Genomic DNA, 21,649 nt, shown 5'->3' on the forward strand with positions numbered 1-21,649 from the left:
GCCCGGGACGCGCGAACGCCCCGCACGGATCATCCGTACGGGGCGTTCGCGTCGGGGCCCGGCGGGGCGGCCTCAGGACTCCAGGGTCAGACGCGGCAGGACGCCGAGCAGCGCGATGACGACACCCCAGGCGACCACGGAGCCGACGGTCAGGCGGGTGAGCAGGCGCTGGGCGGAGCCCGAGGAGCTCATCGAGGTGGTCACGCCACCGCCGAACATGTCCGAGACGCCGCCGCCGCGGCCCTTGTGCAGCAGGATGAGCAGCACGATGACCACGCTGAGCACGGCCACGAGGATCTGCAGGGCCAGGGTCAGGACGTCCACGGGAGGGCTCCTCGGGTCGAGGTGCGGCCCCGGCGCGTGCCGGGGCCGTCACGGAGAATGCGGTCGGTCGGGCCGGACGGATCAGGCCTGGTCGAACCGGACGATCTTAGCAAACTCGTCCGCGTCGAGGCTGGCGCCGCCCACGAGGGCGCCGTCCACGTCCGGCTGCGCCAGCAGGGCCGGCGCGCTGGAGGACTTCACGGAGCCGCCGTAGAGGATCCGCAGCCCGGCGGCGACGTCGTCGCCGTGCAGTGCGGCCACGCGGGCGCGCAGGGCCGCGCCCATCTGCTGCGCGTCCTCAGGGCCGGCGACCTCGCCCGTGCCGATCGCCCACACGGGCTCGTAGGCGACGACGACGCCGGCCACGTCCTGCGCCGACAGGCCCGCGATGGAGCCCTCCAGCTGGGCGAGCGTGTGCTCGACGTGCCGGCCGGCCTGGCGCACCTCCTGGCCCTCGCCCACGCAGATCACCGGGGTGAGGCCGTGGCGCAGGGCCGCGGCGGCCTTGCGCGCGACGAGGGCGTCGTCCTCCCCGTGGAGGGTGCGGCGCTCGGAGTGGCCCACGATCGCGTAACGGCACCCCAGCGCCGCCAGGAACGCGCCGGAGACGTCGCCCGTGTAGGCGCCGGCGTCCTCAGGCGAGAGGTCCTGCGCGCCGTAGGCGAGGTCCAGGCGGTCGCCGGTGACGAGCGTCTGCACGGACCGCAGGTCCGTGAAGGGCGGGAACACCGCGACCTCCACGGCCTCCTGGTCATGGTCTGCGTCCGTGAGGAGCCACGTGAGGCGCTGCACCAGGGTGACGGCCTCGAGGTGGTCCAGGTTCATCTTCCAGTTGCCCGCGATCAGCGGCACGCGCGTGGTCTGCTCCGCCATGCTCACGCCCGCCCCTCGCCGGCCAGGGCGGTGACGCCCGGGAGCTCCTTGCCCTCGAGGTATTCGAGGGAGGCGCCGCCACCGGTGGAGATGTGGCCGAACGCGTCGTCGGCGAAGCCGAGCGTGCGCACGGCCGCCGCGGAGTCGCCGCCGCCGACCACCGACAGGCCGCCGGCCGCGGAGGCCTCGGTGAGGGCCTGGGCCACCGCCCGGGTGCCCTCCGCGAAGGCCGGGAACTCGAACACGCCCATGGGGCCGTTCCAGAACACGGTCTGGGCGCCGCGGATCTGCTCCGCGAACGCCCGGGCCGTCTCGGGGCCGATGTCCAAGCCCATGGCCGACGCGCCGTGCGCGCCTGAGGTGAGGGCGTCCACAGCCAGGACCTCGTGCTCGGCGTCGGCCGCGAAGCCGGAGGCCATCACGATGTCCGTGGGGAGCACGATGCGGGCGGCCCCGGCCTCGGAGCGGCGCAGGTACTCGCGGACGGTGTCGAGCTGGTCCTCCTCGAGCAGGGAGGCGCCCACCTCGTGGCCCTGCGCCTTGAGGAAGGTGAAGAGCATGCCGCCGCCGATCAGCAGCGTGTCGGCCTTGTCCAGCAGGTTGTCGATCACGGCCAGCTTGTCCGAGACCTTCGACCCGCCCACCACGACGACGTAGGGCCGCTCCGGGGACTCGGTCAGGCGGGTGAGCACCTCGAGCTCGGCGGCGACCAGCGGACCCTGGTAGGCCGGCAGCTGCGCCGCGACGTCGAACACGGAGGCGTGCTTGCGGTGGACCGCGCCGAAGGCGTCGCCCACGTAGGCGCCGTCCTCGCCGGCCAGGGCCGCCATCTCGCCGGCGAGTGCGGCGCGCTCGGCATCGTCCTTGGAGGTCTCGCGGGCGTCGAAGCGCACGTTCTCCAGCAGCAGCACCTGGCCGTCCTGCAGGGCGGCGGCCTGGGCGCGTGCGTCGTCCCCGGTCACGTCCGCGGCCAGGGCGACGTCGGTGCCCAGCAGCTCGGCCATGCGCGCGGCGACGGGGCGGAGGGAGTACGCGGGGTCCGGCTCACCCTTGGGGCGGCCCAGGTGGGCCATGACGATCACGCGGGCGCCGGCCTCGGCCAGGTCCCGGATCGCGGGCAGCGAGGCGCGGATGCGGCCGTCGTCGGTGACGGTGTCCCCGTCCAGCGGGACGTTCAGGTCGGACCGGATGAGCACGGTGCGGCCGGCGACGCCGGCCTCGAGCAGATCGTTGAGGGTCGATGCGGGCATGATGCCTCCTGGGGTGCCGGAGCGGGGTCGGTTCACGGTGCAGTCTAGGCGGACGGCCCGGGCCGACGGGGGAACCGTCGGCCCGGGCCGTCGGGCGCCGTGGGGCTCAGAGCTTCGAGCCGATGAGGTCCGCGAAGTCCATGAGCTGGGAGGTGTAGCCGTACTCGTTGTCGTACCAGCCGATGATCTTCACGGTCTGGCCGATGGACTTGGTCAGCGGGGCGTCGAAGGTGCACGCCGCCGGGGAGGTGATGATGTCCGAGGACACGATCGGGTCCTCCGAGTAGACCAGGCGGCCCTGCAGCGGACCGGACTCCGCGGCCTTCTTGAACGCCGCGTTGATCTCCTCGACCTCCACGTGGCGGGTCAGCTCCACGGTCAGGTCGGTGGCCGAGCCGGTGATGGTCGGCACCCGCATGGCGAAGCCGTCGAGCTTGCCCTTCAGCTCGGGGATGACCTCGCCGATGGCCTTCGCCGCGCCCGTGGAGGTGGGCACCATGTTCTGGGCGGCGGCGCGCGCCCGACGGCGGTCCTTCTTGTGCACGTTGTCGTGCAGGTTCTGGTCGCTGGTGTACGCGTGGATCGTGGTCATGATGCCGTCCACGATGCCGAACTCGTCGTTGAGGACCTTCGCCATCGGGGCCAGGCAGTTGGTGGTGCACGAGGCGTTCGAGACGATGTGCATCGTCTCCGCGTCGTAGGTGTGCTCGTTCACGCCCATCACGAAGGTGCCGTCGACCTCCTTGGCGGGAGCGGAGATGAGGACCTTCTTGGCCCCGGCGTCGAGGTGGGCCCGCGCCTTCGGGCCGGTCGTGAAGATGCCGGTGCACTCGATGACCAGGTCCACGCCGAGCTCGCCCCACGGCAGCTTCGTCGGGTCGGCCTCCTGGAAGAACGCGACGTCGCGGCCGTCGATGCGGAACCCCTTCTCGGTCCGCTCCAGCTCGCCCGGGTAGCGGCCCAGGATGGTGTCGTACTTGGTCAGCCAGAACAGGTCCTCGGGGTCGGCGAGGTCGTTCACCGCGACCAGCTCGAGGTTCTCGTGGCCGCGGTCCTTGAGCACGCGCACGATGTTGCGTCCGATGCGGCCGTAGCCGTTGATGGCGATCTTGGTCATGGTGGTCCCTCTCGTCGGTTCTCGTTGCGTGGTGCCCGTGGCGGTGGGTGTGGGGCGGTGCGGGGTGTGGATCAGGCCGGGAGGATCAGGCCGGAGGCGCCGGCGCGGGCGGCCTCGAAGCGGGCCTGCACGTCGGCCCAGTTCACGATGTTCCAGATCGCCTTGACGTAGTCCGCCTTGACGTTCTGGTAGTCGAGGTAGAAGGCGTGCTCCCACATGTCCAGCTGGAACAGCGGGATGGTGGCGACCGGCACGCCGTTCTGCTGGTCGTAGAACTGCTCGATCACCAGGTTGCCGCCGATGGGCTCGTAGGCCAGCACGGCCCAGCCGGAGCCCTGGATGCCGAGGGCGGCGGCGGTGAAGTGGGCCTGGAACTTGTCGAACGAGCCGAAGTACTCGTCGATGGCGGCGGCCAGCTCGCCGGTCGGCTTGTCGCCGCCCTCCGGCGAGAGGTTCTTCCAGAAGATCGAGTGGTTCGTGTGGCCGCCCAGGTTGAAGGCGAGGTCCTTCGACAGCTGGTTCACGGAGCCGAAGTCGCCGGCCTCACGCGCGGCGGCCAGCTTCTCCAGGGCGGTGTTCGCGCCCTTGACGTACGTGGCGTGGTGCTTGGAGTGGTGCAGCTCCATGATGCGGGCCGAGATGTGCGGCTCCAGCGCGGCGTAGTCGTAGTCCAGCTCCGGAAGGGTGTATTCGGTCATGCTTCCTCCTTGATCGGGCGAGGCTGCGGGCAGGACACCCGCGGCCTCCACCTCGGGCAACCCCGCGTCTCGGCGGCGTATTCCGTACGTCCCCATTGTGATCGGGCGCGGAGCGACGGGGCCAGATCCCGTCGCCCGTGATCCCGCGCTCAGCCCTCGGAGGCCGCGTCCGTCCCGGGGATGCCCCGCTCGGCGGCCCGCTTGTCCGCCATGGCCAGCAGCCGGCGGATGCGCCCGGCGACGGCGTCCTTGGTCATCGGCGGGTCCGCGAGGCGGCCGAGCTCGTCGAGGGAGGCCTGCTTGTGCTCGAGGCGCAGCCGACCCGCGTAGCGGAGGTGGTCGGGCACCTCGTCGCCGAGGATCTCGAGGGCCCGCTCCACCTTCGCCCCGGCCATGACGGCGGCCTGGGCGGAGCGGCGCAGGTTGGCGTCGTCGAAGTTCGCCAGGCGGTTGGCGGTGGCCCGGACCTCCTTGCGCTCGCGCCGCTCGCGCCAGAGGGTCGCGGTCTGCTCCGCGCCGACGGCGGACAGCAGCGTGGCGATCGCCTCGCCGTCGCGGACCACGACGCGGTCCGACTGACGCACCTCGCGGGCCTTGGCCGCCACGTGGAGCCGACGCGCGGCCCCCACCAGGGCGAGGGCGGCCTCCGGGCCCGGCGTGGTCACCTCGAGGGCCGCCGAACGGCCGGGTTCGGTGAGGGAGCCGTGGGCCAGCAGGGCCCCGCGCCACACGGCGGCGGTGGCCGCCGTCGTCCCGCTGACGAGGACCGGCGCGAGGCCACGCACGGGCCGCCCCCGCTGGTCGATGAGCCCGGTCTGCCGGGCGAGGTCCTCTCCCCCGCGCACCACCCGGAGCACGTACCGCTGACCCCGGCGCAGGTTGCCGCCGGAGACCACCACGATCTCCGGGGCCAGGCCGTACAGCTCGGTGATGGCGGCGCGCAGGCGGCGCGCGCTGGCGCCGTGGTCCAGCTCGGCCTCGACGACGACGCGTCCGGCCACGAGGTGCAGGCCCCCGGCGAACCGCAGCATCGCCGCCGTCTCCGCCCGCCGCTCCGGGGTCGCGGCGACCGGCACACGGGCCAGCTCCTCCTTGAGGGTCATGGTCAGCGCCATGCTCGTGCTCCTTCTCGGCGAGGTGCGCGCGTCAGTGGGTCATCGCCTCGTCGATCGCGACGGCCAGGCGCAGCGGGTCGTGGACCTGGGGATCCTGGGCACTGCTCACTCTACTGAACGCCACGCGCGCGCCCATGCGGGCCGCCTCGGCCTCCACCGCCGCCCGGTCGGTGACCGCGTCCACGTCGGCGATCACCACGTCCAGCCGGAGGTCCGGCGCATACGAGCGCAGCACCTTGAGGTGGTCGGCGTGGGCGAGGCCGGTGGTCTCCTGGTCGCCCGTGCGCAGGTTCAGCACCATGAGGCGCCGGGCGGTGGTGGCGGCGAGCGCCGAGCGCACCTCCGGCATCAACAGGTGCGGCAGCACCGACGTGTACAGCGAGCCGGGTCCGAGCACCACCCAGTCGGCCAGCTCGATCGCCGAGAGCGCCTCCGGGGTGGCGGGGGCGTCGGACGGGCTCAGGCGGACGTCGGTGACGCGCCCCTCGAACGCGGCGACCGCGAGGGCCACCTGGCCCTCCACGCATCGGGTGCGCAGCCGGCCGTCCGGACCGGCGCTGAGCACGTCCCCGCCGATGGTCAGCGGCACCCGCGAGACCGGCAGGACCTCGCCGTGCGCCCGCAGCAGGGCGCCGGCCCAGCGCAGCCCGTCCACCGGGTCGCCCAGCAGCTCCCACAGGGCGACGATCAGGAGGTTCCCGAGCGCGTGGTTGTCCAGGGTGGCCTGCTCGGCGGGCACCTCGGTGGAGCGGAAGCGGTGCTGCATGACGTGGGCCCAGGTCCGACCCCAGTCGGTGTCGTCGCACAGGGCGGCCAGCGCCATGCGGAGGTCGCCGGGCGGCAGCACCGCCATCTCCCGGCGGATGGTGCCGGAGGAGCCGCCGTCGTCCGCCACCGTGACGACGGCCGTGAGGTGCCCGGCCACGTGCCGCAGGGCCGCGAGGCACGCGGAGAGGCCGTGGCCGCCGCCGAGGGCGGTGACCCGGGTCGTGGGGCGGGACATGCCGGCGCCCACGCCGCGCCCTTCCGAGCCCATCCCGGGCGGCAGGGGCAGTTGGCCGGTGAGCGGGGACGTCATTCGCGCCCCATGTCCCGGTGCTGGACGTGCACCGTGACGTGGGGCACCTGGGCCAGGCGCCGGGCGAGCTCCTCGGCGACGGCCACGGAGCGGTGCTTGCCGCCCGTGCAGCCGATGGCGAGCGTGGCGTAGTGCTTGTTCTCTCGCCGGTAGCCCTCGAACACCGGCCCCAGCATGGCGACGTACGTGCGCAGGAAGTCCTCCACACCGGGGCGGGAGAGCACGTAGTCCGCGACCGCGGCCTCCGTGCCCGTGTGCGGGCGCAGCGCCGGCACCCAGTGGGGGTTGGGGATGAAGCGCATGTCCGCCACGAAGTTCGCGTCCGCCGGGACGCCGTACTTGAACCCGAAGCTCATGATGGTCAGGCGCAGCGTGACGGGGCCGGACTCCGTGAACAGCTCGGTGATCTCCGTGGCCAGGCCGTGCACGTTCAGCTCGGTGGTGTCCACCACGACGTCGGCACGCGCCTTGAGCGGCTCGACGACGTCCCGCTCCGCGCGGATGCCGTCCAGCAGCCGGGCGTTGCCCTGCATCGGGTGGGGGCGGCGGCCGGCCTCGAAGCGCCGGAGGAGCACGTGATCGTCCGCATCGAGGAACACCGTGCGGTACTCCACCCCGCTGTTGGCCAGGTGCTGCAGGGCGGCGTGCAGCTCCTCGAAGTAGGAGCGCGAGCGCACGTCCACCACGATCGCCAGGCGCGGGAACGCCTCCGGCGAGCGGGCGATGAGCTCGGCCAGCGTGCCGAACAGGGCCGGCGGCATGTTCTCCACCACGTCCCAGCCGTGGTCCTCGAGCGCGTGCGCGGCGGTGGTCCGTCCGGCGCCGGACATGCCGGCGATCACGAGCACCTCCGACGTCGGCGGCTTCTCCGGCTGGAGGGTCTCCTCGGTCATGGCTCCACTGTATCCGCGGGCGTGTCGGCCGTGAGCGCCGTGTGGACGGCCTCGGCCAGCTGCGGCCCGATGCCGGCGACCTCGGTCAGCCGGTCCACGCCGGCGGCCCGGATCTCGGCGACGGAGCCGAAGTGGTTCAGCAGCGCGGTGCGCTTGGCCGGGCCCAGACCCGGGATCCCGTCCAGGGCGGAGACGGTCATCGCCTTGGACCGCCGGCTGCGGTGGCCGGCGATCGCGAACCGGTGCGACTCGTCGCGGATGCGCTGGAGCAGGTACAGGCCCTCCGAGGTGCGCGGCAGGACCACCGGGAACTCGTCGCCCGGCAGCCACACCTCCTCGAGCCGCTTGGCCAGCCCGACCACGGGCAGGTCGTCCAGGCCGAGCTCCTCGAGGACCGCCGCGGCCGCGGCCACCTGGGGCGGGCCGCCGTCGACCACCACGAGCGAGGGCGGGTATGCGAAGCGGCGCCCCGACTCCTGATCGTCCCCCTCGACCTGACCGGAGAGCGGGGCGCCCTCCGCGCGCTCCTTGGCCAGCCGGGCGAAACGACGCCGCAGGACGTCGCGCAGGGACGCCGTGTCGTCCCGGGCGGCCTCCCCCGTGACGTTGAAGCGGCGGTAGTCCTTCTTCTTCGGCAGCCCGTCCTCCATGACGACCATCGAGCCGACCACGTTGGTGCCCTGGGAGTGGGAGATGTCGTAGCACTCGATGCGCAGCAGGGGCTCGGTGATCTCCAGGGCCTCCTGCAGCTCCCGCAGGGCGGCGGAGCGGGTGGTGAGGTCCCCGGACCGCCGCGACTTGTGCAGCTTGAGGGCCATCTCCGCGTTCTCCCGGACGGTCTCCATGAGGTCCGCCTTCGAGCCCCGCCGGGGCACGCGCACGGCGACCCGGGATCCGCGCAGGCCCGAGAGCCACTCGGTGAGCTGTGCGGCGTCGTCGGGCTCGACCGGGACGAGGATCTCGTGCGGGATGCGCTCCGACCCCTCGAGGTCGCCGTAGACCTGCTGGAGCAGGTGCGCGACCATCTCCGGCTCGGCGACTTCCTCCACGCGCTCCATGACCCAGCCGCGTTGGCCGCGGATGCGTCCCTGCCGGACGTGGAACACCTGCACCGCGACCTCCAGCTCGTCCGCGTGCAGGGCGAAGATGTCCGTCTCCGTGTTCTCCGGCAGCACCACGGCGTTGCGCTCGAACACGCGGCGCAGCGCGGCGATGTCGTCCCGCAGCCGTGCCGCGTCCTCGTAGCGCAGCTCCTCGACGGCGCGGGCCATGGCCTTCTCCAGCTCGCCGATGAACCGGTTCGCGTCCCCGGCCATGAAGTCGCAGAAGTCCTGGGCCAGCGCGCGATGGTCCGCCGGGCTGATCCGGCCCACGCAGGGCGCCGAGCACTTGCCGATGTAGCCGAGCAGGCACGGGCGGTCCTGGGCGCGGGCCCGCTTGAACACGCCCGCCGAGCACGTGCGGACCGGGAAGACGCGCAGCATCAGGTCCACGGTCTCGCGGATCGCCTTGGCCGGGTGGAACGGGCCGAAGTACTTCACGCCGGGCTTCCGGTCGCCGCGCATCACCTGGACCCGCGGGAACTGCTCGTTCATGGTCACGGCCAGGTACGGGTACGACTTGTCGTCCCGGTACATGATGTTGAACCGGGGGCGATACTCCTTGATCCAGGTGTACTCGAGCTGGAGGGCCTCCAGCTCGGAGCCGACGACGGTCCACTCGACCGCGGCCGCCGTGAACACCATGGTCCGGGTCTTGGTGGCCAGCCGAGCCGGGTCCTGGAAGTAGGAGTTCAGGCGCGCGCGCAGGTTCTTCGCCTTGCCGACGTAGACGACGCGTCCGTCCGCGTCGCGGAAGCGGTAGACGCCGGGGGACGTGGAGATCTCGCCCGGAGCCGGGCGGTAGGAGGCCGGATCAGCCACGGGCACCCGGGGTGGCGTTGTACGCGTCCACGCGCTCCTGCCCCGAGAGCGCGCCGATGGCGTCCATGATCGCCGCCGTCGCGTCGCGGCGCTGCGGCAGGGTGTGACGACGCCCGGGGTGGCCGAAGTCCAGGGGGGCGCCCACGCGCACGGAGAACCGGTGGGGACGGAAGCCGTTGGTGTCCGGCGGCTGGAGGTGCTGCGTGCCCACGAGGCCCACGGGCACCACGGGGGCGCCGGTGGCCAGGGCCAGCCAGGCCGCACCGGTGCGGCCGCGGTAGAGGCGGCCGTCACGGCTGCGGGTGCCCTCCGGGTAGATGCCGACGCCCTGGCCGGACTCGAGCAGGCCCACGAGGGACTCGAGCGCGGCCACGGAGGCGGCCTGCTCGTCCCGGCGGACGGGCACGGAGCCCACGGACTCGAAGAACCGCCGCCGGGCCCGGCCCCGCAGGCCCGTGCCCGTGAAGTACTCCTCCTTGGCGAAGAAGTGGACCGGGCGGGGGGCGAGGGCCTGGAGGATCACCGAGTCGAAGAAGGACAGGTGGTTGGAGGCCATGACGAAGGGGCCCCGCGCGGGGACATGCTCCATGCCGACGACCTCGGGGCGGCAGGTGAGCCGCAGCAGCGCGGCGGCGCTCCTGCGCACGGGCTCCGACGTCGCCATGGCACTCCTTCGTCCTCGTCCTGCGTGGGCGGGGTCCATGCTACGCGAGCAGTTCCGCGAGGAACCGGCCCGTGTGGCTCTCCGCGACGCGTGCGACCTCCTCCGGCGTGCCCGTGGCCACGATCGTGCCGCCCCCGGAGCCGCCCTCGGGACCGAGGTCGATCACGTGGTCCGCGCTCTTGATCACGTCGAGGTTGTGCTCGATGGTGAGCACCGTGTTGCCCTTGTCCACGAGGGACTGGAGCACGTGCAGGAGCTTGCGGATGTCGTCGAAGTGCAGCCCCGTGGTCGGCTCGTCCAGCACATAGATGGTGCGGCCGTTGGAGCGCTTCTGGAGCTCGGCCGCCAGCTTCACGCGCTGGGCCTCGCCGCCCGAGAGCGTGGTGGCGGGCTGGCCCAGGCGGACGTAGCCCAGGCCGACGTCGACGAGCGTGTCCAGGTATCGCGAGATGCGGGTGTACGCGCTGAAGAAGTCCGCGGCCTCCTCGATCGGCATGTCGAGGACCTCGGCGATGTTCTTGCCCTTGTAGGTGACCTCGAGCGTCTCCCGGTTGTACCGGGCCCCGTGGCACACCTCGCACGGCACGTAGACGTCCGGCAGGAAGTTCATCTCGATCTTCAGCGTGCCGTCGCCCGCGCACGCCTCGCACCGCCCGCCCTTGATGTTGAAGGAGAACCGGCCCTGCTGGTAGCCCCGGACCTTCGCCTCGGGGGTCTCCGCGAAGAGCTTGCGGATCGCGTCGAACACGCCCGTGTAGGTGGCGGGGTTGGAGCGCGGCGTGCGCCCGATGGGGCTCTGGTCCACGTGCACCACCTTGTCCAGGTGCTCGAGCCCCTCCACGGACCGGTGCCGGCCGGGCACGAGCTTGGCGCCGTTGAGCCGGTTGGCCAGGACCTTGTAGAGGATCTCGTTGATCAGCGTGGACTTGCCGGAGCCGGACACGCCCGTCACGGCCGTGAGGACCCCGAGCGGGACCTCCACCGAGACGTCCTTCAGGTTGTTCTCCTGAGCGCCGCGGACCGTCAGCATGCGCCCCTTCTCCGGGACGCGACGCCGCTCCGGCACCGCGATGGAGCGGCGGCCGGAGAGGTAGTCGCCGGTGACGGACCGCGTGTTCGCCTTGAGATCCGCCAGGGAGCCCGAGTGCACGACCTCGCCGCCGTGCTCGCCCGCGCGGGGACCGATGTCCACGATCCAGTCCGCCTCGGCGATCGTGTCCTCGTCGTGCTCGACGACGATGAGGGTGTTGCCGAGGTCCCGCAGGCGCAGGAGGGTCTCGATGAGGCGGCGGTTGTCCCGCTGGTGCAGGCCGATGGACGGCTCGTCGAGCACGTAGAGGACACCGACCAGCCCGGAGCCGATCTGCGTGGCCAGGCGGATGCGCTGGGCCTCGCCTCCGGAGAGGGTGCCGGCCGGCCGCTCCAGGTTGAGGTACTCGAGGCCGACGTCCAGCAGGAACGCCAGCCGGGCCAGGATCTCCTTGAGCACCTGGTCCGCGATCTGCCGCTCCCGGTCCGTCAGCCGCAGCCCCGAGAAGAACCCCATGGCCTCCCGCATGGGCAGGCGGGTGGCGTCCGCGATGGACAGGCCGCCCACGAGCACGTTCAGGACCGTGGGGTTGAGGCGAGCCCCGTGGCACGCCGGGCACGGGATCTCCCGCATGAACGACTCGTAGCGCTCGCGGGCGCCGTCCGACTCGGTCTCCCCGTGCTTGCGCATCACGTAGGGGATGACGCCCTCGAAGCCCGTGGTGTAGCGGCGCTCGCGGCCGAACCGGTTGCGGAACGTCACCTCCACCTTGAAGTCCTTGCCGTTCAGGACGGCGTCGCGCTCCGCCTCCGTCAGGTCCTTCCACGGGGTGTCCAGGGAGAAGCCCACCTCCTTGCCCAGCCCGCCGAGCACGCGCAGCCAGTAGTCCGAGGTGGACTTGCCCAGCGACCACGGCACGACGGCGCCCTCGCGCAGGGACAGCTCGTCGTTGGCGACGACGAGGTCCGGGTCCACCTGCAGGCGGGAGCCGATGCCGGTGCACTCGGGGCACGCGCCGAACGGGTTGTTGAAGGAGAACGAGCGCGGCTCGATCTCGTCCACGGTCTGCTCGTGCCCGTTGGGGCAGGAGAGCTTCTCGGAGAACGAGCGGTACCGGGGGTTGCCCTCGGCGTCCCGCCCGCCGAACTCCGCGGTGTTCTTCTTGGCCTTCTCGGCGACCGGCTCCACGTCCACGAACTCGGCGACGACGAGGCCGTCCGCCAGCTTCAGGGCGGTCTCCACCGAGTCGGTGAGGCGCTGGCGGATGCCCTCCTTCATGGCGAGGCGGTCCACGACGACGGCGATGGTGTGCTTGACCTGCTTCTTCAGCACGGGCGGGTCCGAGAGCTGGACGGTCTCCCCGTCCACGACGGCGCGGGCGAAGCCCTGCGTGGACAGGTCCCTGAACAGGTCCACGAACTCGCCCTTGCGGCCGCGGACGACGGGTGCGAGCACCTGGAAGCGGGTGCGCTCGGGCAGCTCCTCGAGCTGGTCCACGATCTGCTGCGGGGTCTGCCGGCTCACCGGCTCTCCGCACTGCGGGCAGTGCGGCACCCCGACGCGCGCCCAGAGCAGGCGCATGTAGTCGTAGATCTCCGTGATGGTCCCCACCGTGGAGCGCGGGTTGCGGTTGGTGGACTTCTGGTCGATGGACACGGCCGGGGACAGGCCCTCGATGAAGTCCACGTCCGGCTTGTCCACCCGGCCCAGGAACATGCGGGCGTAGGAGGAGAGCGACTCGACGTAGCGCCGCTGGCCCTCGGCGAAGATCGTGTCGAAGGCCAGGGAGGACTTGCCCGAGCCGGACAGACCCGTGAACACGACCATGGCGTCCCGCGGGAAGCTGACGTCCACGTCCTTCAGGTTGTGCTCGCGGGCGCCCTGGACGACGATGCGGTCCCGCTCGCCCGAGCGCGCGCCGCCGGGGCCGGAGGCGAGGCCGCCGGCATGGGTCTCGACGGCGGAGGAGACGGTGGTGGAGGAGTTCTTGGGCACGCGGCCAGCATAGGGGCGGGCGCGGACACGACACCGGGGTCTCGCCTGTGGGCGAACCGACCGCCGGCCCGGCCCGCCCTGGCGCGTCGCCGACCCGTCCGTACACTGTTGCGCATGCCCGAGACCGCCCGGAACCGCCTCCTGCACGATCTGCCCGCCGTCACGGTGCGCACCTGCTCCGTGTCGGAGATGGACAACAACGTGTACCTGCTCACCTCCAAGACCACGGGGGCGCAGGTGCTGATCGACGCCGCCGCCGAGGCCGAGGCCATCCGCGACCTCATCGCCTCGGCCGCGGGCGACACCCCGTGCGAGCCGCGCCTCGAGATGATCGTCACCACGCACCGACACTGGGACCACGTGCGGGCGCTGCCGGCGCTGGCGTCCCTGACCGGGGCCCGCACCGCGGCCGGCGAGGACGACGCCGACGCGATCGCCGAGGACACGGGGGTCGCCCCCGACGTGCGCCTGCGCCACGGGGACATCGTGGGGGCGGACGGGCTCCGGCTCGAGGTGGTGGCCCTGCGCGGCCACACGCCCGGGTCGATCGCGCTGGTGTGCCGCCCCGAGGCGGACGAGCCGGCCGTGCTCTTCACCGGCGACTCCCTCTTCCCGGGCGGGGTGGGCAACACCGAGGGCGACGACGGCCGGTTCCGTCAGCTGTTCACGGACGTCACGGAACGGATCTTCGACGCGTTCGACGACGACGTGGTGGTCCACCCCGGCCACGGCGCCTCCACGACCCTGGGCGCCGAGCGCCCCCACCTGCCGGAGTGGGCCGAGCGCGGCTGGTGACGGCCCGCCCGGGCGGCCCCGGGCCCGGCGTCAGGCCGGCTTCTGCCCCACCATGAACAGGCGCCGGGCCGGGAAGATCGTGACCGGGCCGCCGTCGTCGGCTGTGACGCCGGGCACAGGCGGGTACGCCTCGCGCATGGCGGCGCGGTACCGGTCCACGAACGCCTCGAGCAGCCCGGCGCCCTCGGCGGAGCCCTCCTCGGCGTCCCAGCGGGCCAGGGCCTGCAGGCTCGGTCGCAGGGCCGCGCCGGAGGTCCACCGGAACACCGGGTCCTCGCCCGTCAGGACCTGCTGGTACTCCGTCTCCCAGACGACCGGGGACCACCCCGCCTCGAGGAACAGCCGTGTGTACTCCTCGGGCGGCGCCACGGTGCGGGTCGTCGCCACGCCGTGCAGCGGCTCGGAGAAGGCCGGGTCCTCGGCCAGCGCCACGATCGCCGCGTGGGAGGGCTGCTCGTAGGGCCGCGGGATCTGCGCCGCGAACCAGGCCCCCGGCGTGAGGTCCCCGAGCCAGCGCCGGATCAGGCGACGGTGCGTCGGGATCCACTGGAGCATCGCGTTGGACACCACGACGTCCGTCGCCCGCGACGGGCGCCACTGCGAGGCGTCGACCGCCTCGAAGCGCAGGTTGGCGGGGGCGCCCGTGCGGGCCGCCTGCTCCCGGGCCCGCTCGAGCATCGCGGGCGAGTCGTCCAGACCGATCACCTCGGCGTCCGGCCAGCGCTCGGCCAGCGTCCGGGTCAGGGTCCCCGGGCCGCAGCCCAGATCCACCACGACGCGCGGCGCCTCGGCGCGCACGCGCCCCACCAGGTCGTGGAAGGGGCGGGCGCGATGCTCGGCGAAGCCCTCGTACTGCGCGGGATCCCAGGTGAACCCCCCGCCCTGTCGTCCGGTCACGTCCCCGACGACGGCGTCGGTGTCCGGGTGCGGGCTCTCAGGCGCGATCTGACTCATGGCGGCACCGTATCGCGCGGAGCGGCCGATACGCTGGGAGCGATGACTTCTCCCGCCACGAACCCGCCCTCGCTGACCGACCGCATCGACGCGCTCCCGCCGACCCCGGACGCCGACGACGTCTTCGGGGCCTTCGCGGCCTGGACCGAGGACCGCGGCATCACGCTCTACCCCGCCCAGGAGGAGGCCGCCCTCGAGCTGGTCCAGGGCCGGCACGTGATCCTGGCGACGCCCACCGGCTCCGGCAAGTCCCTGGTGGCGCTGGCTGCACACGCCGACGCACTCGCCCACGACGCCGTCTCCTACTACACGGCGCCGATCAAGGCGCTCGTCTCGGAGAAGTTCTTCGCGCTGGTGGACGTGTTCGGCGCGGAGAATGTGGGCATGGTCACGGGTGACTCCACCGTCAACGGTGACGCCCCGATCATCTGCTGCACCGCCGAGATCCTGGCCAACCGCGCGCTGCGCGAGGGCTCGGGCATGGAGATCGACACCGTGGTGATGGACGAGTTCCACTACTACGCGGACCCCTCCCGTGGCTGGGCCTGGCAGGTCCCCCTCCTCGAGCTGCCGCAGGCCCGGTTCCTGCTGATGTCGGCCACCCTCGGCGACACGACCCGCCTCGAGGCGGACCTGATCGAGCGCACCGGGCGCGAGGTCGCCGTCGTCGCCCACGCGGAGCGGCCGATCCCGCTGACGTTCGAGTGGTCCGAGGTGCCGCTGCAGGAGAAGGTCGAGGAGCTCGTGAGCACCCACCAGGCACCGGTGTACATCGTGCACTTCTCGCAGCTGGACGCCGTGGAGACGGCCCAGGGGCTGTCCTCGATCTCGGTGACGTCCAAGGAGGAGAAGGAGGCGATCGCCGCGCGGATCGCCGGCTTCCGCTTCTCCGCGGGCTTCGGGCACACCCTGAACCGCCTCGTCCGCGCGGGCATCGGCGTGCACCACGCGGGCATGCTGCCCAAGTACCGCCGCCTCGTGGAGAAGCTGGCCCAGGACGGGCTGCTCAAGGTCATCTGCGGCACGGACACGCTCGGCGTCGGGATCAACGTGCCGATCCGCACCGTGCTGCTCACCGCGCTGTCCAAGTTCGACGGCGAGAAGACCCGCCTGCTCCAGGCCCGCGAGTTCCACCAGATCGCCGGCCGGGCGGGCCGGGCCGGCTTCGACACCTCCGGCACCGTGGTGGTCCAGGCCCCCGAGCACGTGATCGAGAACAAGGCGGCCGAGCGCAAGGCCGCGGCGAAGTTCGCGAACGTCAAGGACGAGGCCGAGCGGGCCAAGCGCATGAAGCAGTCCGTGAAGTCCGGCAAGCGCAAGACCCCGCCCGCCGGCTTCGTCTCGTGGGGGCCGGCGACGTTCGAGCGCCTCGTCTCGGCCGAGCCGGAGCCGCTGGTCTCCCGCATGCGGATCACGCACTCCATGCTGCTGAACATCCTCGACCGGCCCGGCGACCCGGTGATCGCCGTCCGGCGCCTGCTGCGCGGCACCCACGAGACCCCGGCCCGCCAGGCGGTGCTCATGCGCCGCGCGCTCGGGATCTTCCGGGAGCTGCTGGCCACGGGCGTCGTCGAGCGTCTGCCCGAGCCGGACGCCGAGGGCCGCACCGTGGACCTCACGGTGGACCTGCAGCCGGACTTCGCGCTCAACCAGCCGCTCTCCCCCTTCGCCCTCGCCGCGCTCGACCTGCTGGACCCGGCCGATCCCGACCACGCGCTCGACGTCGTCTCCGTGATCGAGGCGACCCTCGACCCGCCGCGCCAGGTGCTCTCGGCCCAGGTCAAGCACGCCAAGGGCGAGGCCGTGGCCGCCATGAAGGCCGAGGGCATGGACTACAACGACCGCATGCGGGCCCTCGACGAGATCACCCACCCGCGGCCGCTGGCCGAGCTCCTCGAGCAGCAGTTCGAGCTCTACCGGCAGGACGCTCCGTGGCTCGCCGAGTTCGAGCTGACCCCCAAGTCCGTGGTGCGCGACATGTTCGAGCGGGCCATGGGCTTCGGCGACTACGTGCGGTTCTACGGGATCGCCCGGTCCGAGGGCGTGCTGCTGCGCTACCTCACGGACGCGGTCAAGGCGCTGCGCCACACGGTGCCCGAGGCGGCCCGCACCGAGGAGCTCCAGGTGCTGCTGGACTGGCTCGACGAGATGGTGAAGCAGACCGACTCGTCCCTCCTGGAGGAGTGGGAGGACCTGGTGGCCGGGGACATCGACGAGCTGCGCCGGGACATGGAGGCGCTCGAGCCGCCGGCGCCGCCTCGCCTGACGGACAACGAGCCCGTGTTCCGGGTGATGGTCCGCAACGCGATGTTCCAGCGGGTGCGCATGTTCGGCGACGAGCGGGACGAGGCGCTCGCGCGCCTGTCCGGCGACCTGTCCGCCGACGACTGGGCCGACGCCCTCGACGCCTACTTCGACGACCACGAGGACATCGACGACGGCCCCGCCGCGCGTGGCCCCGAGCTGTTCCGCGTGGCCGCGGCCCCCGACGTCGCCGCCCCGCTGGAGCTGGCCGGCCCGCGCTGGTGGGCGGTGCGGCAGGTCCTGAAGGACCCGGACGGGGACCTGGACCACGGGATCAACGCCGTGGTCGACCTGGACGCCTCCGACGAGGCGGGCCACCCCGTGATCCGGGTGGTCTCCGTGGGCGCGCCCGAGTCCGGGTGGGGCCTGTGAGCGCCGGGGACGCCCGGGCGGCAGGACGGCCCGTGGCGGGCGACCCGCGCGGCTTCGCCCCGCTCGAACCGGCCCGCCACCGCGTGGGCGAGCGCACCGAGCTCTACGACGGTACCGTCACGGTGGACCACTGGTTCACGGTGCCGATCGACCACGCGCTGGGCCTCGCCGAGGCCGAGGCGCAGGATGCGGCGGGCACCGGCGTCGGGCCGCACGGCCGCGGCACGCTGACCGTCTTCGCCCGCGAGATCCGGGCGAAGGACGACCCCGGGGGCGAGCGTCCCTGGGCCCTGTACCTCCAGGGCGGCCCCGGCAGTGCCGGGCCTCGCCCGGCGCGCCTGAGCGGCTGGCTCGGGGCGTTGGCCCAGAGCCACCGCGTGCTGCTGCTGGACCAGCGCGGCACGGGGCGCTCGACCCCGGCCACCGTGGCGACCCTGACCGCCCCGGGCGCCTTCGCCACGGACGAGGCCCGCGCCGAGCACCTGGTGCACCTGCGGGCACCCTCGATCGTGCGGGACGCCGAGATGCTGCGCCTCGCCCTCGGCGCCGGACCGTGGACCACGCTGGGCCAGAGCTTCGGCGGGTTCTGCACGCTGAGCTACCTCTCCTTCCACCCGGAGGGCCTGCAGCGCAGCCTGGTGACCGGCGGCCTCGCTCCGCTCACCGGCCACGCCGACCGGGTCTACCGGGCCACCTACGCCCGGATGCGCGCCCGCGCCGAGGAGTTCTTCGACCGGCACCCGGCCGACCGCGACGCGTGGTCGGAGGCCGTGGGACTGATCCGCGCCGCCGAGGCCGCGGGCGCCCCGGTCCCCCTGCCCGGCGGCGGGCCGCTCACCGTGGGACGGGCCCAGGCCCTGGGCATGCTGCTGGGCGGCAACACCCGCGTGGACCGCCTGCACTGGGTCCTCGCCGAGGCCGTGGACCGCACCGGCCCCGCGCCGCGCCTGTCCGAGACGTTCCTGGCCGCCGTCGCCGACCAGGACGACCGCCTCGTCAACCCGCTCTACACCGTGCTGCACGAGGCGATCTACGCGCAGCCGGCGGACCTGGCCGACGGCCGGGCGGACACCGGCTGGTCGGCGTCCCGGATGCTCGCCGAGCACCCGGACTTCGACCCGGAGGTGACCGCGGTCCCGCTGCCCACGGGCGAGCACGTCATGCCCTGGTCCGTCGAGGTCGACCCCCGGCTGCGGCCCCTGGCCGGCACGGCGCGGCTGCTCGCCGAGCGCACGCAGTGGGGCCCGCTCTACGACGTGGCCTCCCTGGCGCAGAACACCGTCCCCGTGGCCGCCGCCGTCTACGCGGACGACGTGTACGTGGACCGGGACCTCTCGATCGAGACCGCGCGGCGCGTCCGCGGCCTGCGGGTGTGGGAGACCGGCGCCTTCCACCACGACGGCATCGCCGACGACGGGCCGGCGATCCTCGACCGGCTCCTGGCGATGACCACGCCGGACGGCGCCGGGACGACGACGGCCCCCGACCCGGTCGACTGACCGGCTCGGGGGCCCGGGCGCCGGCGGAGTGCTCCCCCGGCGCCGTGATCGGCTCAGACGGTGGGCCCGTCCTGCCGCACGATCTGCTCGGAGACCCCGCGCGCGTCGTCGTCACGGGGATCCGCGAACCGGGTCTCGTGGGCCGTGCGGATGATCGCCGACCACGCGTCCTTGTGCTCGAGCAGCTGGTCGCGCCAGCGCTGGTCCAGGGCCTCGGCCCGGGCCGTCCAGCGGTCCATCAGGGCGGCGGCGCGCTCGCGCTCGGCCGGGTCGGCGTCCTCGGCCAGCTTCGAGTACCGGTACGAGTACTTCTCGGCGTTCTGCAGCGCCCGCAGGGCCTGGCCCTTGGGCGAGTACAGGGACACGAGCACGGTGATGGCCAGGATGACCACCACGACGACGAGCGAGAGGTTCGTGGGGATCTCCGCCACCGGCACGTTCTCGCCGCCGTTGATGAACGGCAGGTTGTTCTCGTGCAGCGCGTGCAGGATGAGCTTGACGCCGATGAACGCCAGCAGCGCGGAGAGCCCGTAGGCCAGGTAGACGAGGCGGTCGAGCAGGCCGTCGATCAGGAAGTACAGCTGGCGCAGGCCCATCAGGGAGAAGGCCGTGGCGGTGAAGACGATGTACGCCTCCTGGGTCACGCCGAAGATCGCGGGGATGGAGTCGAAGGCGAAGAGGATGTCCGTGGCGCCGATCGCGATCATCACGAGCAGCATCGGCGTCATGAGGCGCTTGCCGTCCACCGTCGTGAAGAGGCGTTCGCCGTCGAACTGGTCGGAGGCGGGCAGGAACCGCTTGACGAGGCGGACCATCACGTTGTCCGCCTCGTCCTGGGCGCCCTCGGCGTCGCCGGACATCTCGCCCTTGAGCTGGCCGCCGGCGATGATCAGCAGGAACAGGCCGAAGAGGTAGAACACGTCCGACCACGCGGCGATGACGGCGGCGCCGAGCAGGATGAACAGGGTGCGCGAGATCAGCGCGAAGGTGATGCCGAACAGGAGCACCTTCTGCTGGTACTCGCGCGGCACCCGGAAGCTGGCCATGATCACGAGGAACACGAACAGGTTGTCGACGCTGAGCGCCTTCTCCAGCAGGTAGCCGGTGTAGTACTCCACGGCGTGCTGCGTGTCGCCGAAGGCGAAGAACACGAGGCCGAAGACGAGCGCGAGGCCGACGTAGACGCCCGACCAGACCGCGGCCTCCTTGATGGTCGGCGTGTGCGCCTTGCGCACGTGGGCGAAGTAGTCGAATGCGAGGAGTCCGACGATCAGGGCGATCGTCAAGCCCCACGTGAGTCCATTGATTTCCACAGGGTCACCTTTCGGCGTCAGGGGTCGGTTCTGCGCCGCAAGTCTCTCCGCCCCACCGTGGGTTCTCCGGTGCAGGCCCCTGTGTCCGGCCGGCGGCGCGCTCCCGGCGGCCGCGGCGTGCTGACGTCCACAGTGTTCGGGATACTCCCCTACGTCGCCGGTCAGTCTACCCCGTCGCACGACGACGCCCCGCTCCGCGGCGGGCGGAACGGGGCGTCGTCGGGCAGGCTGGCGCGGGCGGCGGGTCAGCGGTCGTCGCGGCGGGCCCGATCGGCGTAGTCGTCCATGCGCTGGACCTGGCCGGTGAGCGGGGAGTCGGACGCCCGCTCGGTGCGGCCCCAGACCAGCGACGCCACGGTGGCCAGCACCAGGGTGCCGACGATGACGCCGAGGGAGACGAACGTGGAGATCTCCGGGACGGCCGTCACCGGGTGACCGCCGTTGATGAAGGGCAGCTCGTTCTCGTGCAGGGCGTGGAAGACGAGCTTGACGCCGATGAAGGCGAGGATGAACGCGAGCCCGTGCTTGAGGAACACGAGACGGTCCATGAGCCCACCCAGCAGGAAGTAGAGCTGGCGCAGGCCCATGAGGGCGAAGATGTTGGCGGTCAGGACGATGAACCAGTTCTGGGTGAGGCCGAAGATCGCCGGGATGGAGTCCACCGCGAACATCACGTCCGTCAGGCCGATCGTGATGAACACGACCACCATGGGGGTGAACATGCGCCGGCCGTCCACGGTGGTGCGCAGTCGGTTGCCGTCGTAGTCCGGCGCCACGTTGAGGCGACGGGTCAGGCGGGCCACGACGCCCGGCTCGGACTCCTCGTCCTCGCCGTCGTCCTTGAGCTGCTGCCAGGCGGTCCAGAGCAGGAAGGCGCCGAAGATGTAGAACACCCACGTCAGGTGCTCGATGGCGACGGCGCCGACCGCGATGAACACCGCGCGGGCGATCAGCGCGATGATGATGCCCACCATCAGCACCTCCTGCTGGTAGCGGCGGGGCACCTGGAACTTGGCCATGATGATGAGGAACACGAACAGGTTGTCCACGCTGAGGCTGTACTCGGTGACCCAGCCGGCCAGGAACTCGGTGCCGTGCTGCGCATCGCCCAGGGCGAAGAGCAGCCCCGCGAAGACCAGCGCCAGCGCCACGTAGAACCCGATCCACAGGCCGGCCTCCCTCATGGAGGGCTCGTGGGGGCGGCGCGCGACGTACAGCAGGTCGAGCAGGAGGATGACGCCGAGGACCACAAGGGTCGTGGTCTCGAAGACGGGACTGAGCACGTCCATGGAGGGGTTCCTTTCGTGAGGGCCGCGCCAGTCTAGATGTTGTGGGTCATGAGGTTCTTGACACGAGGCACGGGCTGAGATGAGACGAGCGGGCTCCGCCCCGCAGGATGGGAATTGCGACATCCACTCATCCGCGGAAGGAAGCCCGCTCGTGACTCACGCTA

17 protein-coding genes are annotated in these 21,649 nt (G+C 72.3%); 3 read left to right on the top strand and 14 right to left on the bottom strand.

Features of this window, described 5'->3' with window-relative positions; translation table 11 throughout:
• Positions 1-72 precede the first annotated feature (72 nt).
• From secG to uvrA, 11 genes are all read right to left on the bottom strand, one after another.
• A complete protein-coding gene (gene secG, locus J1M44_RS01975) occupies positions 73-324 on the bottom strand; it encodes a preprotein translocase subunit SecG (RefSeq protein ID WP_002855646.1) in 252 nt (83 codons plus the stop codon).
• A gap of 81 nt (positions 325-405) precedes the next feature.
• Positions 406-1,197 (bottom strand): triose-phosphate isomerase, encoded by a 792-nt coding sequence (gene tpiA / locus J1M44_RS01980; RefSeq protein WP_145031685.1) that lies wholly within the window; start codon positions 1,195-1,197, stop codon positions 406-408.
• Between the two features lie 2 nt (positions 1,198-1,199).
• On the bottom strand, positions 1,200-2,447 hold the full coding sequence (locus J1M44_RS01985) for a phosphoglycerate kinase (protein ID WP_206480461.1): 1,248 nt from the start codon (positions 2,445-2,447) through the stop codon (positions 1,200-1,202).
• Between the two features lie 106 nt (positions 2,448-2,553).
• Positions 2,554-3,564 (bottom strand): type I glyceraldehyde-3-phosphate dehydrogenase, encoded by a 1,011-nt coding sequence (gene gap, locus J1M44_RS01990; protein ID WP_002855649.1) that lies wholly within the window; start codon positions 3,562-3,564, stop codon positions 2,554-2,556.
• Positions 3,565-3,635: 71 nt separating this feature from the next.
• Complete coding sequence (locus J1M44_RS01995) at positions 3,636-4,262, bottom strand: superoxide dismutase (RefSeq protein ID WP_010078719.1); 627 nt, start codon at positions 4,260-4,262, stop codon at positions 3,636-3,638.
• A 149-nt stretch (positions 4,263-4,411) separates the two neighbouring features.
• Positions 4,412-5,377: a DNA-binding protein WhiA gene (whiA, locus tag J1M44_RS02000; protein ID WP_206480462.1), complete on the bottom strand. Its 966-nt coding sequence runs from the start codon at positions 5,375-5,377 to the stop codon at positions 4,412-4,414.
• Positions 5,378-5,408: 31 nt separating this feature from the next.
• Positions 5,409-6,455 (bottom strand): gluconeogenesis factor YvcK family protein, encoded by a 1,047-nt coding sequence (locus tag J1M44_RS02005; RefSeq protein WP_144824056.1) that lies wholly within the window; start codon positions 6,453-6,455, stop codon positions 5,409-5,411.
• Positions 6,452-7,348 (bottom strand): RNase adapter RapZ, encoded by an 897-nt coding sequence (gene rapZ, locus J1M44_RS02010; protein WP_206480463.1) that lies wholly within the window; start codon positions 7,346-7,348, stop codon positions 6,452-6,454. Before rapZ ends, J1M44_RS02005 begins: the two co-directional genes overlap by 4 nt.
• A complete protein-coding gene (gene uvrC / locus J1M44_RS02015) occupies positions 7,345-9,270 on the bottom strand; it encodes an excinuclease ABC subunit UvrC (RefSeq protein ID WP_206480464.1) in 1,926 nt (641 codons plus the stop codon). The genes rapZ and uvrC overlap by 4 nt, the downstream gene beginning before the upstream one ends.
• Positions 9,263-9,934 (bottom strand): lysophospholipid acyltransferase family protein, encoded by a 672-nt coding sequence (locus J1M44_RS02020; protein ID WP_144824061.1) that lies wholly within the window; start codon positions 9,932-9,934, stop codon positions 9,263-9,265. The genes uvrC and J1M44_RS02020 overlap by 8 nt, the downstream gene beginning before the upstream one ends.
• A 40-nt stretch (positions 9,935-9,974) precedes the next feature.
• Positions 9,975-12,959 (bottom strand): excinuclease ABC subunit UvrA, encoded by a 2,985-nt coding sequence (uvrA, locus tag J1M44_RS02025; protein ID WP_144824063.1) that lies wholly within the window; start codon positions 12,957-12,959, stop codon positions 9,975-9,977.
• A 114-nt stretch (positions 12,960-13,073) separates the two neighbouring features.
• Here uvrA and J1M44_RS02030 point away from each other — a divergent pair, with 114 nt between their 5' ends.
• Positions 13,074-13,754, top strand: coding sequence for an MBL fold metallo-hydrolase (locus J1M44_RS02030; protein ID WP_002855661.1), 681 nt, complete (start codon positions 13,074-13,076; stop codon positions 13,752-13,754).
• A 30-nt stretch (positions 13,755-13,784) separates the two neighbouring features.
• On the opposite strand, the gene J1M44_RS02035 is transcribed toward J1M44_RS02030, so the two are convergent.
• Positions 13,785-14,708 carry a methyltransferase domain-containing protein gene (locus J1M44_RS02035; RefSeq protein WP_002855662.1) on the bottom strand — a complete coding sequence of 308 codons (924 nt, stop codon included), beginning with the start codon at positions 14,706-14,708 and terminating at the stop codon, positions 13,785-13,787.
• Positions 14,709-14,750: 42 nt separating this feature from the next.
• On the opposite strand from J1M44_RS02035, the gene J1M44_RS02040 reads away from it, so the two are divergent.
• A complete protein-coding gene (locus J1M44_RS02040; protein WP_144824067.1) occupies positions 14,751-17,384 on the top strand; it encodes a DEAD/DEAH box helicase in 2,634 nt (877 codons plus the stop codon).
• A gap of 32 nt (positions 17,385-17,416) precedes the next feature.
• Positions 17,417-18,883, top strand: coding sequence for an alpha/beta fold hydrolase (locus J1M44_RS02045; RefSeq protein WP_206480465.1), 1,467 nt, complete (start codon positions 17,417-17,419; stop codon positions 18,881-18,883).
• Positions 18,884-18,936: 53 nt separating this feature from the next.
• Here the strand turns inward: J1M44_RS02045 and J1M44_RS02050 are convergent, their stop codons facing one another.
• Both J1M44_RS02050 and J1M44_RS02055 read right to left on the bottom strand, forming a co-directional pair.
• Positions 18,937-20,196, bottom strand: a complete 1,260-nt coding sequence (locus J1M44_RS02050; protein ID WP_002855667.1) for a TerC family protein — start codon at positions 20,194-20,196, stop codon at positions 18,937-18,939.
• Positions 20,197-20,441: 245 nt separating this feature from the next.
• On the bottom strand, positions 20,442-21,485 hold the full coding sequence (locus J1M44_RS02055) for a TerC family protein (protein WP_144824070.1): 1,044 nt from the start codon (positions 21,483-21,485) through the stop codon (positions 20,442-20,444).
• Between the last annotated feature and the right edge of the window lie 164 nt (positions 21,486-21,649).

The organism is Micrococcus sp. KRD128, from assembly GCF_017168395.1.
In the GTDB taxonomy this organism is placed as follows: Bacteria; Actinomycetota; Actinomycetes; order Actinomycetales; family Micrococcaceae; genus Micrococcus; species Micrococcus luteus.

Bases quoted from the DNA above. Each gene is read 5' to 3' on its own strand.
- tpiA (WP_145031685.1), bottom strand. From the start codon at position 1,197: ATGGCGGAGCAGACCACGCGCGTGCCGCTGATCGCGGGCAACTGGAAG.
- J1M44_RS01985 (WP_206480461.1), bottom strand. From the start codon at position 2,447: ATGCCCGCATCGACCCTCAACGATCTGCTCGAGGCCGGCGTCGCCGGC.
- gap (WP_002855649.1), bottom strand. From the start codon at position 3,564: ATGACCAAGATCGCCATCAACGGCTACGGCCGCATCGGACGCAACATC.
- J1M44_RS01995 (WP_010078719.1), bottom strand. From the start codon at position 4,262: ATGACCGAATACACCCTTCCGGAGCTGGACTACGACTACGCCGCGCTG.
- whiA (WP_206480462.1), bottom strand. From the start codon at position 5,377: ATGGCGCTGACCATGACCCTCAAGGAGGAGCTGGCCCGTGTGCCGGTC.
- J1M44_RS02005 (WP_144824056.1), bottom strand. From the start codon at position 6,455: ATGACGTCCCCGCTCACCGGCCAACTGCCCCTGCCGCCCGGGATGGGC.
- rapZ (WP_206480463.1), bottom strand. From the start codon at position 7,348: ATGACCGAGGAGACCCTCCAGCCGGAGAAGCCGCCGACGTCGGAGGTG.
- J1M44_RS02020 (WP_144824061.1), bottom strand. From the start codon at position 9,934: ATGGCGACGTCGGAGCCCGTGCGCAGGAGCGCCGCCGCGCTGCTGCGG.
- J1M44_RS02030 (WP_002855661.1), top strand. From the start codon at position 13,074: ATGCCCGAGACCGCCCGGAACCGCCTCCTGCACGATCTGCCCGCCGTC.
- J1M44_RS02035 (WP_002855662.1), bottom strand. From the start codon at position 14,708: ATGAGTCAGATCGCGCCTGAGAGCCCGCACCCGGACACCGACGCCGTC.
- J1M44_RS02040 (WP_144824067.1), top strand. From the start codon at position 14,751: ATGACTTCTCCCGCCACGAACCCGCCCTCGCTGACCGACCGCATCGAC.
- J1M44_RS02055 (WP_144824070.1), bottom strand. From the start codon at position 21,485: ATGGACGTGCTCAGTCCCGTCTTCGAGACCACGACCCTTGTGGTCCTC.